The 13457-nt window shown below is 46.2% G+C and carries 15 protein-coding genes and 1 riboswitch; of the genes, 9 read left to right on the top strand and 6 right to left on the bottom strand.

Annotated features, from left to right (window positions below; translation table 11 throughout):
- Positions 1-85 precede the first annotated feature (85 nt).
- The 8 genes from MH215_RS19810 to nfsA all read left to right on the top strand — a co-directional run bounded on the left by MH215_RS19810 (position 86) and on the right by nfsA (position 7503).
- Positions 86-271 (top strand): hypothetical protein, encoded by a 186-nt coding sequence (locus MH215_RS19810; RefSeq protein ID WP_056703799.1) that lies wholly within the window; start codon positions 86-88, stop codon positions 269-271.
- Positions 272-397: 126 nt separating this feature from the next.
- On the top strand, positions 398-880 hold the full coding sequence (locus tag MH215_RS19815; RefSeq protein ID WP_239292963.1) for a GNAT family N-acetyltransferase: 483 nt from the start codon (positions 398-400) through the stop codon (positions 878-880).
- A 72-nt stretch (positions 881-952) separates the two neighbouring features.
- Complete coding sequence (locus MH215_RS19820; RefSeq protein WP_239293118.1) at positions 953-1357, top strand: metal-sensitive transcriptional regulator; 405 nt, start codon at positions 953-955, stop codon at positions 1355-1357.
- A gap of 232 nt (positions 1358-1589) precedes the next feature.
- On the top strand, positions 1590-1790 hold the full coding sequence (locus tag MH215_RS19825) for a copper ion binding protein (RefSeq protein WP_239292964.1): 201 nt from the start codon (positions 1590-1592) through the stop codon (positions 1788-1790).
- A 195-nt stretch (positions 1791-1985) separates the two neighbouring features.
- Positions 1986-4514 carry a heavy metal translocating P-type ATPase gene (locus MH215_RS19830; RefSeq protein WP_275446241.1) on the top strand — a complete coding sequence of 843 codons (2529 nt, stop codon included), beginning with the start codon at positions 1986-1988 and terminating at the stop codon, positions 4512-4514.
- 273 nt (positions 4515-4787) lie between these two features.
- Positions 4788-5948, top strand: a complete 1161-nt coding sequence (locus MH215_RS19835) for a YhgE/Pip domain-containing protein (RefSeq protein ID WP_239292965.1) — start codon at positions 4788-4790, stop codon at positions 5946-5948.
- A gap of 222 nt (positions 5949-6170) precedes the next feature.
- A complete protein-coding gene (locus MH215_RS19840) occupies positions 6171-6776 on the top strand; it encodes a TetR family transcriptional regulator (protein ID WP_239292966.1) in 606 nt (201 codons plus the stop codon).
- Positions 6760-7503, top strand: a complete 744-nt coding sequence (nfsA, locus tag MH215_RS19845; protein ID WP_239292967.1) for an oxygen-insensitive NADPH nitroreductase — start codon at positions 6760-6762, stop codon at positions 7501-7503. The genes MH215_RS19840 and nfsA overlap by 17 nt, the downstream gene beginning before the upstream one ends.
- Positions 7504-7587: 84 nt before the next feature.
- On the opposite strand, the gene MH215_RS19850 is transcribed toward nfsA, so the two are convergent.
- From MH215_RS19850 to MH215_RS19875, 6 genes are all read right to left on the bottom strand, one after another.
- Positions 7588-8406, bottom strand: a complete 819-nt coding sequence (locus MH215_RS19850; RefSeq protein ID WP_239292968.1) for a TatD family hydrolase — start codon at positions 8404-8406, stop codon at positions 7588-7590.
- Positions 8407-8567: 161 nt separating this feature from the next.
- The gene (locus MH215_RS19855) at positions 8568-9494 is read right to left on the bottom strand and encodes an ABC transporter ATP-binding protein (RefSeq protein WP_239292969.1); all 927 of its coding nucleotides are present in this window, start codon (positions 9492-9494) and stop codon (positions 8568-8570) included.
- A 42-nt stretch (positions 9495-9536) separates the two neighbouring features.
- The gene (locus tag MH215_RS19860) at positions 9537-10295 is read right to left on the bottom strand and encodes an ABC transporter permease (RefSeq protein WP_056703820.1); all 759 of its coding nucleotides are present in this window, start codon (positions 10293-10295) and stop codon (positions 9537-9539) included.
- On the bottom strand, positions 10295-10588 hold the full coding sequence (locus tag MH215_RS19865) for a thiamine-binding protein (protein ID WP_056703822.1): 294 nt from the start codon (positions 10586-10588) through the stop codon (positions 10295-10297). Before MH215_RS19865 ends, MH215_RS19860 begins: the two co-directional genes overlap by 1 nt.
- 213 nt (positions 10589-10801) lie before the next feature.
- On the bottom strand, positions 10802-11842 hold the full coding sequence (locus tag MH215_RS19870) for an ABC transporter substrate-binding protein (RefSeq protein WP_239292970.1): 1041 nt from the start codon (positions 11840-11842) through the stop codon (positions 10802-10804).
- A 215-nt stretch (positions 11843-12057) separates the two neighbouring features.
- A riboswitch (TPP riboswitch) is annotated at positions 12058-12169 on the bottom strand.
- 157 nt (positions 12170-12326) lie between these two features.
- Positions 12327-12713: a VOC family protein gene (locus MH215_RS19875; protein WP_239292971.1), complete on the bottom strand. Its 387-nt coding sequence runs from the start codon at positions 12711-12713 to the stop codon at positions 12327-12329.
- A 227-nt stretch (positions 12714-12940) separates the two neighbouring features.
- Between MH215_RS19875 and MH215_RS19880 the strand changes: the two genes are divergently transcribed.
- On the top strand, positions 12941-13441 hold the full coding sequence (locus MH215_RS19880; RefSeq protein WP_239292972.1) for a DUF2798 domain-containing protein: 501 nt from the start codon (positions 12941-12943) through the stop codon (positions 13439-13441).
- Positions 13442-13457 lie beyond the last annotated feature (16 nt).

A 13457-nucleotide genomic window follows, 5' to 3' on the forward strand; every position in this document is an offset into this window, starting at 1 on the left:
TTCTCAAATGAATGATCCTGCCAATAGTGGGTACGTTATATAAAGGAACATCATCATGAATACAGAGATTAGGGAGGATTCCAACATGACACAGAACAATCAACCTCAAGATGAGGCTGCAATTCGTAACAAACTGGATGAAGATGGGGATTCTTTGATGGAGAAAAAAAAGATCCTAAGTGGTGTAGACATTGAGCCACAAGCAGATGAGTGGGCTGCGAAACCGTCTCCTGTAGCGTTTAACAGTGTAAAATCTTCTTCCAAAGAATAGAACAAGCTATGGCTGAATTGTGGCGGATACCTTCAGGGTATCTGCCTTTTGATGTACAAGGATGTACAGTGGTTGTACGGTAGATGTATAATACTGGGAACATCTAGGGTGAGGAGTGGGTAAATAATGAATGAAGTGAGCATCCGCAGAGCCATAAGTAGCGATTATTCAGGAGTGTCCGCGTTAATGGATGAACTGCACCGTATGCATGTCGAGGCACGACCTGACGTATATAGACCGCTACAGCCTAGAATGAGTCAGCAGGAATTCGAGGACTTGTTGAGTGCAGAACATCGCTACCTGTATGTAGCTGAAGCAATAGAACAGGGGGAAATCTGTGGGTATGTCAGTGCCCAACTCAATAAAATTCAGAATGTAGAGCTGTTGGTGGATCGGGATGTGCTTTACATTAATGAGATTATAATTGATCAGATGCATCGTGGACGTAGCATTGGACAGAAGATGATGGCGGTGCTTGTCGAGCTAGGGAAAGAGCTTAAGGCAGATCATCTGGAGCTAACCGTATCTTCGTTTAACCAAGGGGCACAAGAGTTTTATGAAAAGTTAGGTCTGGTCGTCCGTAGCAGCAGAATGGAATACATACTCTAAAAACATTTTCTCTTGAATACCCCCATGGGGTATGTTATTCTGAGGTCAGAACGATGAAGAGGGGTGTTTATGATGGATCATCAGAGCCATCCCAAGGACTTGATGGAACCTTCCGGAACCGATGGACCTGAAGTATTAGAGACAGAATCTACGCAAACGGCGAATTCATGCCATGCTCATACCGATGATGGGAAGCACGTCCGTAAGAGTCATCACTCACAAGAGATGAAGGGTAATTTGATTTCACGGTTGAATCGTGTTGAAGGACAGATTCGTGGAATTAAAGGGCTCATTGAGAAGGATACGTATTGTGATGATGTACTGACACAGATTGCGGCAGCCCAGTCAGCGCTTAATTCAGTAGGGAAACTACTACTTGAAGGGCATATGAAGAGCTGTATCGTTGAGCGAATTCAAGCAGGGGAACATGAAGTAGTCGATGAACTGTTGGTTACGGTAAGGAAATTAATGAAGTAACATGTATTTTTAAATCTATATAAGTTCAACTAAACTTTTTACACGAGAACGTAGAGGACAGAAATAACATGAAGAAGCGGAGCGTTCGCCTTTATCCCCGGATTTTACCCGTTGACAAAGAGAATCAAAAAATCTGGGGATAACAGCGATCGGAAGGTTATTCTGTCATCGGAGTGGTAAGTGTAACATTCTTTAATTGAACTTATATATAGCCCTTAAGGAGGAATATATCGTGTCTAATGTTACATTAAACGTAGCAGGAATGTCCTGCAATCACTGTGTGAAGTCGGTTGAAGAAGCCGTGAAGAATGCTGGTGCGAGTGGTCAGGTTGACCTGCAAGCTGGAACAGTAGCGGTAGAGTATGACGAGCAGAAGGTTAACGTGGATCAGATCAAGGCGGCAATTGAAGATCAAGGATACGATGTAGCCTAATTATTTTCTCTCAATTTTCGTATGATTCATATGAATGATTTATGATGATCTGGCTTGAACAGAACTTCCTTGTGTAACTCAAGGGCGAGAAGAATCAGTAGATCTTCTCTGCATAAGTTCATCGTTTGAGCCTTGTTTTTTCTAATCATTATACCCCTATAGGGTATGGAAAAACCATTGAACGGAGATGACGACATGGATAAGCCAGCAACAGACAACACTGCAACTGGCTCAGCATTACCACCCGTAGAGGTAGCATCTGGTTTACTCACCACATTCCAAATTACAGGCATGACCTGTGCAGCATGTTCTTCTCGAATTGAGAAAGGGCTGTCCCGCATGGAAGGGGTCAATCAGGCTAACGTAAATCTTGCGATAGAGCAGGCTACCGTTAGGTATGATCCGAAAGTCATTAATGTTAATCAACTACGGGATAAGGTTGAAGCATTGGGTTATGGCACAGTTACGGAATCGGTAGATCTGGATATAACGGGCATGACCTGTGCTGCTTGTTCGGCTCGGATCGAGAAAGGGTTATCTCGCTTACCGGGTGTATCTCGTGCAAATGTGAATTTAGCGCTGGAGACAGGGCATGTCGAATTTACAGCAGGCGCTCTAAAAGCATCCGATGTTACTGCTAAGATTAGACAGCTTGGTTATGGCGCAGAATTACAACAGACGGGAGAGGAAACTTCATCTGCCAGAGCGCGGGAATTGCAACGTAAGAAGTGGAAATGGATGATATCCGCAGCACTTTCGATTCCTTTATTATGGGCGATGGTAGGTCACTTCTCCTTCACATCGTGGATTTGGGTACCCGATCTGTTCATGAACCCATGGTTCCAATTGCTGCTCGCAACGCCGGTTCAGTTTGTGATTGGCTGGCAGTTCTATGTGGGAGCCTACAAAGCATTGCGCAGCGGTAGCGCCAACATGGACGTGCTCGTTGCTTTGGGTACAAGTGCGGCATTCTTCTACAGTCTCTATCTGACGTTATCTAGTGGTTATCTACCAGCGACTACGATGGATCATGGTGCAATGGGAGCGAGCACAGCTGCTATGCCTGCGGTGGAGCTTTATTATGAGACGAGTGCGATTCTAATCACACTGATATTACTCGGCAAATGGTTCGAGGCTGTAGCGAAAGGACGCTCTTCTCAGGCAATTAAGAGCTTGATTGAATTGGCTCCGCGTGAAGCCCGCGTCATTCGCGATGGACAGGAAGTCGTTATCCCTGCGAGTTATGTTGCTGTGGGTGATATCGTTCTTGTGAAACCAGGGGACAGTATCCCGGTGGACGGCATCGTGGAGGAAGGACAGTCTTCTGTAGATGAATCAATGCTCAGTGGAGAGAGTTTACCTGTAGACAAAAAGCCCGGGGATGCCGTTACAGGTGCGACCTTGAACAAAAACGGCATGTTACGTCTCAGAGCGACCCGAGTGGGTGCAGATACGGCGCTATCTCAGATTATTAAAGTCGTTGAGCAAGCGCAGGGCTCCAAAGCTCCAATTCAGCGGATTGCAGATGTGATTTCAGGTATTTTTGTCCCGATTGTTGTGGGTATTGCCGTCGTAACATTTCTTATCTGGTACTTCTTCGCAAGTTCAGGTGACTTCGCTGGTTCATTGGAAAAAGCCATTGCCGTACTGGTTATCGCTTGTCCGTGTGCTCTAGGCTTGGCTACGCCAACCTCGGTTATGGCTGGATCGGGACGAGCTGCTGAATATGGCATTCTGTTCAAAGGCGGCGAACATCTGGAATCAGCACAGCAGATTCAAACTGTTGTATTGGACAAAACGGGTACAGTAACTCAGGGTAAACCTGTGCTTACAGACGTTGTAACAGCTTCGGACTGGACGGAAATGGAGCTATTACAACGAGTTGGCGCAGCAGAACAAAATTCGGAGCATCCACTCGCTGAGGCTATCGTGGAAGGAATCCGAGGTAAAGAGATCGCTCTGAGTCAATCCGAGCAATTCGAGAACATACCTGGCTACGGTGTTCGAGCTCACGTTCAGGGACAAGAGATTCTCGTGGGAACCCGGCGCTTGTTTGCCGATGCTAAGGTGAATGTTCCAGATGGTACAGTGACTCAGATGAACCAACTGGAGGAACAAGGGCGTACAGCGATGTTGGTTGCCATTGATGGTGCGTGGGCAGGCATTGTTGCTGTTGCAGATACCATTAAGGAAACGTCACGCGAAGCGGTAAGCCGTCTGCAAGCGATGGGAATCGACGTCATCATGATTACCGGCGACAATGAACGAACAGCACGCGCAGTGGCGGAACAAGCAGGAATCCGTAACGTTCTGGCAGAGGTGCTCCCAGAGGGCAAAGCGGCTGAAGTGAAGAAGCTGCAAGCTAATGGCCGTAAAGTAGCTATGGTTGGTGATGGAATTAATGATGCTCCAGCTCTAGCGACAGCCGATATTGGGATGGCTATTGGGACAGGAACGGATGTAGCGATGGAAGCGGCGGATATTACGTTGATGCGTGGTGACTTGAATAGCATTGCTGACGCGATTGAAATGAGCCGGCGGACGATGGGTAACATCAAGCAGAATCTGTTCTGGGCGCTTGGATATAATGTGATTGGTATTCCCATTGCTGCTGTGGGCTTTCTTGCACCATGGTTAGCAGGAGCTGCGATGGCGTTTAGCTCGGTATCTGTTGTATTAAATGCCTTACGCTTGCAACGGATGAAGTTGCAACATAAATCATAAAGCAACAGCTAGAAATTTAATCAAGCTCATTGGGATAGGTAAGATATCCATTAAATTAGGTGAGGCTTGTACGAAGAGATATGTCCTGAGTTATTTCGATAAATGATATGAAAAGAGAGTAGTGACTTTTTTCTAAAAAAGTTACTTTCTTTCATTGATTTTCAGAAATTCCATTGACAATACTGACATATACACTTAAAATTTAAACATTCGTTTGATTCAAACAAATGTTTATATCAAATTAGAACTACTTTGCAATGGAGGATAAGATCTATGGTACAGGCTTTACGCGTATTGTTCAAAAAACCACCAGTGATTGTTGGAATCGTAACAGCACTTATGTTCCAAGTGATTTTCAGCATCATCTGGATGACTGCATATTCAGGAGTTAATGATCGCACGAATGAGCTTACCGTCGCGATTGTGAACGAGGATGGAGAACTGTCCCAAGGCATTGCCGACAGATTGGCAGAGACGTTACCGTTTCATACCGTGTCGAATCTAAGTTCGGAAGAAGCAGTAGATCAGCTCAATCATCACCAAGTTCATATGGTACTCGGAATCCCGGCTGGCTTTAATGAATTGCTTCAAACGGCTGGCTCAACTGCTGAGATTAAATACACCATTAATGAAGCTAACCCGGTGACGATCAAAAGCATGATGCAAGGTGTGTCACAGTCCGTAACCAACACGATCAACAAGCAGGCTACTGCTCAAGGTGTGCAAACTGTGCTAACAGCAACAGGAACGCCAGCAGATCAAGCCGCTAATGTGGCGACTAACCTGACTTCCCGTGTGGAAGGTGTAACAACATCCATTAACCCGGTGAACGGAATGAACAATCAGATGGTACCGATGATGATGGTGCTGGCATCTTATGTCGGAGCTATGATCATGGGGATGAATCTGCAAACGGCTATGGGGATGTTGTCCGCAACGTTCTCTCGCTGGACGCTATTTGGTGCAAGAATTGTCATTAACGTAGGTTCAGCCCTGGTTGTATCCTTACTCGGATCTTCACTGATCGTTGCGCTTGGCGGACAGATTGAACAAGGATTCGTTGCATTCTGGTTATTCCAAGCCTTGTTCCTCTGCACGTTCATGTTCTTCTCGCAGTTCTTCTTGATCTGCTTCGGGCCTGCAGGAAGCTTGTTCAATGTTATCTCGCTATCCTTGCAGCTTGTATCCTCAGGAGCGATGGTACCACGTGAATTGCTGAATGGATTCTATAGTGGCGTGGGTCAATTTTTGCCGGCTACTTATGCGGTTCAAGGTATCTTGAGTGCTCAACTTGGCGGCCCAGGAATACAGTCTGCTGCAGGTTCAATCGTTCTTATTCTGGCGATTGTGGTCGCACTCTCGCTGCTGGTTACACTTCTGAAGAAGCAACGTGTATCAGCAGGTGCGCCAAGCCCAGCACCATCTAACGCTTAATACACTTCTAAGGATATACGGATTTACAACGTATACGTACACTGAGCCCCCCATTGATTGCCAATGGGGGGCTTGGTGTAATAATAGCTGGAGGGATACAACTTCACATATGCCATCCTGAATGGCTATGCCTTGCGCTTTGTTGCACAAACTTTCATAATAGATAATTATGTATAATTTCATTAAACATTTACAAGAGAACGGATTAGAGGAGCGAACGGAATGACGGAACCAGAATTGGACATTAAAACGAGGATATTGCTTGCAGCCAAGAAGCTTTTTGCAGGTCAGGGGTATGACGGGACGAGTGTCCGTCAAATCTGTGATGAAGCGGGAGCGAATGTGTCCCTGGTCTCTTATCACTTTGGCGGTAAAGAAAAGGTGTTTGAAGCCTTATTTGAACACTTTTTTCCTGGTCAGATGCTGAATGAGCTAGCTGCAGCGTCTATGTCTCCCGTGGAAGGTGTCCGGCGGATTGTGGGTCAAGTTGTGAAGTTTACGATGACAGATACCGAGATGAGCGACATTGTGCAGCTTGAAATTACGCTGAGGACACATCGTACGCCTACGGTCTTTCGTTTCCTAGATCCAATCTGGACGAAGGTAAGAGATTTACTGCAAGAAGGTAAAGATCAGGGGATTTTTCATATTGAATCCGTGTCATATGCCACATTACAGGTGATGGGGGCAACTTTGGCGCATAAACGAGCCAAAAATTCACGTTTTCTAGCGGATTATCAGGGAATAACTACAGAGGAACTAGCTGAGCAAACCATTGAATTTGTACTTCGAGGATTAGGAGTGACGAACCATGAACGAAACGATTGAATTAATGATGAAGCACCGCTCTGTACGGAAATTCAAGGCAGATCCTGTAAGTGAAGAACAGTTGGCAACGATCATTGCAGCTGGACAGATGGCTTCTTCCTCCAGCAGTGTGCAGGCGTATAGTGTAATTGCGGTAACGGATTTGACATTGAAATCGAAGCTTGCTGAGCTGGCAGGCAATCAGGGTTACGTAAACGAATGTCCCGTTTTCTTGGTATGGTGCGCAGACCTCTTCCGACTGAAGGATGCGGCGAAGCAGCATATGCCAGACAAGGAAACCTATGCAGATTCCACTGAAAACTTCATGGTTGCCACCATTGATGTGGCGCTTGCATCACAGAACGCAGCACTTGCAGCAGAATCACTTGGCTTTGGCATTGTCTATATCGGTGGAATTCGCACACGTATTGAGGAAGTTTCTGAGCTACTGGGGCTACCCGAAGGCGTATATCCGGTCTATGGCATGTGTATTGGTGTTGCTGATCAGGAGACAGGCATCCGTCCGCGCTTACCACTGGATGCTGTTCTTCACCAGAATCAGTATAATGCCGAGCAGACACTTGAAGGCATGGCGCAATATGACGAGACCACAACTGCCTACATGAATGAGCGGACACAAGGTGCGAACAAGACACCGTGGTCTGTATCAATGGCTAAACGTCTCACGGAGCCAGTACGTTTGCAGATGAAACCTTTCTTGGAAGGCAAAGGGTTCATGAAGCGTTAATGTTCGGGCAAATATATTTGAGCAATGATAAATCAAAAAAAGGTCAGTTGGGCTTCGAGCCTGACTGACCTTTCTTACATAAATTTATAGCGATGATAATGGCAAGCCGTAGAACCGTTTCGCATTCTGGTAGAAAAGCCGTGCAGCACGTTCAGTGCTCATTCCCGTTACTTCGCACCAACCCTGAATGACTTGTCTTGTCATCGCTGGATGAGTCATCCGTCCTTGAAAAGGGCCCTCGAAAGGCCAGGGGCCGTCAGTCTCAACCATAACCTGCTCCGATGGATACTGCCGTGCAAGTTCACGGATCTCTTCCTCATACATAATATCAGGTGTGAATGAAACAAAATAACCGTTGTTTGCCATCCGTGCGATGGTTTGGCGTGAGCCTTTGAACCAGTGGAAGTGGGCACGACGGAACTGATGTTTCTCAAGCAGATCGCAGACGATATCAGCATCTTCATAGACGGCATGAAGAACTAGAGGTTTGTTGTACTGCTTAGCAAGTTGAATGAACTGTTCCAGCAATTCAATATAACCGCTCTGATCCCATGAGTTCCCTGCTTGCTCTGCTTCTTGTCTGCTGTAATAGGGTAAGCCCACCTCTCCAATGGCTATGGCTTGTCCAATGTGCTGTTTGATCCAACCAAGGAGCAGATGGAGATCCTCTGCAGAAGGGAGCGGTTGCTCTGGGTGGTAGCCAAAGGCGGGAAATACCGTACGTGGGTTATGCTTAGCAAGTTCCAGATTGGCGTGGCAGGAATCCAGATTCATGGAGACCGCAATGAGGGCTTCCACCTGCCGGGAGGAGAGGGATTGCAGTATAGACTGTTGTTGCGTTGGCGTGTATTGATCCAGGTGGATATGGGCATCAATTAACGGTGCTAAAGCACGAGTATTCATGTTTCCCTCCTTATGATTGCTATGAGTCTATCTAGTCATAGTACGTCGTGTTTTTCATGTTGGATCACCCATATTAGGTGAAATGATACATTTATCTTATGGGGCTCTTACTGTTCTAATTGACTCATGATAATGCTCTAAAAAAATTCTAAAAACCCGCACTATCTAGATAGGCGGGCTTTGTGCTGTTCTTCTCGCATCCACTGTGAAATTTGGCGTTTACGTTCAAGAAAGGCGGAATCCTCAGTCACCGATTCACGTCGTGGACGATCAAATGGAACAATAACCTCTTGCAGCACGGTTGCTGGGCGATTGGATAGAACATACACCCGATCCGCTAGCAGAAGAGCTTCCTCAATGTTGTGTGTAATGAATAACACCGAGCGGCGATTTTGCTCCCAAATCTCCAGTAGCCAGCGCTGCATATCGCTGCGCGTCAAAGCATCAAGTGCACTGAAAGGCTCATCAAGCAGCATCAGCTCCTGTGGACTGAGTAGCGCGCGCAGGAAAGCAACACGCTGCTGCATCCCTCCTGAGAGCATATGAGGATAAGCACGTTCGAATCCAGCTAGACCAACACTTGCCAACCAATTGCGTGCTTCAGCAATTGCTTCTGTCCGAGGTAGAGTTGTCTTCGATACTTCGCCAGCTAATACCACATTATCTTCAATCGTCCGCCAGGGCAGTAGAGCGGGTTGTTGCGGCATGTAGCTAATTTTGCCACGTTGTCCGGTAACGTCCTGCCCTTGCATGAGAATTCGTCCAGCCTGCGGCTTGAGCAAACCGCCAATGATATGAAAAAGAGTACTTTTGCCACAGCCGGATGGACCGACAATGGCTACAAATTCGCCTTGCCCAACCGTTAGGGACAGGTCATCCAATACGGAGAGTGTTTTGCGTCGCTCACGATATGAGGCATGAACCTGCGTAACCTCAAGTGCTGGAGAGGCCTGGGTAATCCCTCTTGGTATTAATGTAGAATCAGACTGTTGAATTGTTGTCTGTGTCGTAGAATTTTCATTGGTTACACGTTCATTCGTTAGGTTATCGGTAAGGTAATCGTTCAGTTTATTCTGTTCGTCTCTCATCCCGGTTTCACATCCTTGCCACGAGGTTTTCCAGTGCCATTATTATCGTTTTTGTGGCCGCCAGCGCACGAGTAGCTTCTCAAGCAGTGCAATCAGCAGGAAGAGCAACAGACTGAGCGCCACAATAATCATAATGGCTACAAATAGTCGATCCGTTCGATATGCAGACTTCTGTAACATCATATAGTATCCGATGCCCTTATCTGCTCCGATCCATTCGGCAATAATGGCACCCATCACACTATATGTAGCGGCTATTTTAATTCCAGAAAAGACAGAAGGCAGCGCGTGCGGAAGCTCCAGTTTCCAGAATAGCTGTCCACGTTTGGCGCCAGCCATACGCATATAGTTCATCATCATGGCATCTGTACGGGTTAATCCATCCATGGCGGCAACGGCAACAGGGAAGAAACAGACCAGAATGATGGTAATTAATTTGGGCAGCAATCCGAATCCGAACCAGATCAGCAAGAGCGGTGCTAACGCGATGGTTGGAATGTTCTGGCTTAGTATAAGCAAAGGATAGAGCGCGGACTTTAAAAATGGGATCAGGTGAAGCACCATGGCAATCAGCAGTCCCACCAACGTTCCTGCGGCGAATCCGATGAGTGTTAACTGGATCGTCGCCCATGCATGCATACCAAGTCGATCCGCCTGTGAAGCTGCTTCACGAGCAATGTCTGAAGGTGCAGGTAGCATCCACTTTTCAATATGAAATAGCGAGACGGCTCCTTGCCATATCGCAATAAAGAGAATAACCGCCACGAGGGGCGGCCATACGCTTTTGAAGTAGGCGTGCATTAGCGATATTTCTCCGTTAGTTTATCCATGCTGAAGCCGGCACCGCCGCTATGGGCGATTTTGATCTGGGAGATGATGCTTGGGCTACCAGCGTCCACAAGTGCTTCATGCATTTTGCGAACAACGTCCAGCAGTTCCTCCAGCTCACCTTCCATCGTTGTTTCTAGAGGGTTGACCTGATATTTCACACCAGATTGTTGAATGACTTCAATCGCGCGATCTACATACGGGTATGAGTCCTCACCATTTGGCGTCTTCGGGATAACTTGAATACTGAGTAATGTGCTTGCCATGGAGTTCACGGCTCCTTTCGAGTTGGGTTGTATAAGTTGAATCAGCTTTACACTTAACACTCCGATTGCAGTACCCTCTTACTATCACTGTTATCCCCGGATTTCATGAATAAATTTTAAATGGAGTAAATCCGGGGATAAAGGTGAGCGCTCCGCTTCTCCAGATGGGTTCTGCACTCTTCGTTTGTGTAAAAAGTTCAACTTAAACAATAATTATTGGGGTAAGAAATCGTTCGTATATGCCTTGCTCACATCGATTTGTTCATCCAGCAGTTTTTTGCTGTACATCCAGTCCGTATAGTTCTGCCATACTTCCTGTTTCTGTTCGCCCCAGCGTGGTGCATCGTCTGTGTATTTCGGGCTAAGCCACTTCTGGCTTGCAAGCACAAGGTCTTTATCGAGATCCGGTACGGCTTTGATCAGAATATTAGCGGCGTCTTCGGGATGATCAATCGCATATTGGTATCCTTCGGACGTGGCTTTCATGAACGCTTTAACCAGTTCAGGATCGTTCTCAATCGTGGTTTCATTTGTTACCAATACAGGTGTGTAATAGTCGAGTGCTTCGGAGTAGTCTTTGACATACAACATGTCGATCGGCTCTCCGCGAAGCTCAGCCTCAATCCCAGTCCATGCATAGAAAATCCAGGCAAAATCGATATCGCGTTTCACGGCGGTGAAGAAGTCGGCATCACCCATGTTAATGTTTTTCACTTTGGACACGTCAGCGCCTTCGCCCTCCATAATGGATTGCATTACCGCTTCCTCTACTGGGGAGCCCCAGCCTCCATAGGTTTTACCTTCGAAGTCTTTAGGGGATTTAATGTTCCGATCCGTCGGGGCTGCAAATCCGGATGTATTATGTTGAATAACGGCAGCAATCGAGACGAGCGGTACACCTTGGGTACGCGCCTGAGTTACACTTTCCTGATAACTTACGCCAAAAGGAACCTCATTCGAAGCGACCATCGTGTCAGCGCCGCCAGCACCAGGTTGCACGATCTCCACGTTTAAGCCCTCGGCTTCGTAAAATCCTTGATCTACCGCTGCATATAAGCCGGTATGGTTCGTATTCGGTGTCCAGTCCAGTACAACTTTAACATCCCGGAGTGCTGCGTTATCACCTTCACTATTGTTCTCGGTGTTGGTATCTCCGTTAGATTGGGCAGGGCCAGCTTCCTTGCTTCCGCAAGCCGTGATTGCAATCAAGGTTACGCATAGGAGCAACAAGCCGATCGTTTTACGCCATCTCATCTTCATTCTCTCCTTCATGTTGTCCGCCTAAATGGCGAGGGTTCTCCTTGGCTTCATATCCAAGCATCGTGCATAAATCAACAGAATTATACCGGCTATGATCTGGATGTCGTTTTTTTATGTAACGTGATATGCAAAAGAACATAAAAAAAGCGCCCCGGATTCCGGGACGCGTGCAGGCGTTAGAGAAGTAGCGCGCAGCGATATAGCTGGGCCTATTCGATATACTCCGATTCCTACGCTGGCATGATCCAGATCAGGTCTAAGGGTTAGTATCTTGTGGGATACACTCTCAGCCGGCCAATTCCGACTCCCCTGGGAAACTATGAAGTTAAGGGTATTACTAGGTGTAATTATAGGACAGCGGGCAGAACGTGTCCAGTCATGAACTGGAATATCCGATGATGGATCTTACGAAGTGGATCTAAGCTATCATAGATGCTACCTGTGCGCCAATCGGGATCATTAATAGATCCGTTTACCTTTAACGCTGGAAGAATTCAATCCATTCCTTCTCTGGGCCATAGATGAAGAAGTAACGATAACCGTTCGGTAGGGTGATAATCTCTCCATCAATAAATTCGGCCTCCGTCGCTCGTATACGCTGATATTCAGCATCAAGATCCTCCACATGAATCGCAAAATGATGCACAGTTCCTTCGGAGGGAAGTTTGTCGCTATATCCCTGAATGAGCTCGATTTCAGTTTCATCACTGCCATTGAATCCGAGGAAAGCAAGTTGGATGACACCATTGGTATGGGTAACGCGGTCTTTCAGCTCAAGCCCAACGATTTCGGTATAGAAACGAAGCGTGGTCTCCAGATCACGGACAGCGATACCGATGTGGTCGATACGTTTTTGAAAGCTCATTGTACAGTAATCCTCCTAACTGATTCGTGAATATGGTTTACATTTTAAGGAGTATCATAGGGGTATAAATCCGGGTTGTCAAATAGGGAAAATGAGTTTATGTAGATGAAATGTTCTATATTTCAATATAAACATAAAGGTATATTATCAACGTTCACAAAGTGTTCACTTATGTGACCCTATTCCTCATCTTTATAATTGTCCAAGTAGAAGAGAGGATGAGAGAATTGCCAACAACAAAGAAAGAACATACGTATTTTGGATTGATGATGTGCACAGGAATGGTAGTCGTTATGATGACTTTCAATTTACTGTATAACGGATTAATGGGGAGTATGTCTCCGCTAGAGATTTTATTTCAGTTTGTTCTATGTTTTATTGTAGCTTTTGTGGTGGAAAGCTTTATCGTTGGGCCGGTGGCTCAGAAAATTGCCTTTGCATTGCCATTCAACAAATCGAATAAGGTGATTGGTATTTTGACGATTTCCGTATGTATGGTTGTGGGGATGGTTCTGATGATGTCGATGTATGGAATGCTTACGGCGTATCTTGCCAATCAATTGAACGGAAAGTCTCTCGTAGAAACGTATCTTCACACCATACTGCGGAACTTTAGTCTAGCGCTACCGTTACAGTTGCTTATCATTGGGCCGCTCGTTCGATATATATTCGGTAAATTCCTAAAAGCTAAAGGGAATGTGGCTCCCTTTGTTAATACAGAAGCTTAATTGGAAAATAGAGGAG

This window comes from Paenibacillus sp. ACRSA, from assembly GCF_022346845.1.
Lineage (GTDB): Bacteria > Bacillota > Bacilli > Paenibacillales > Paenibacillaceae > Paenibacillus.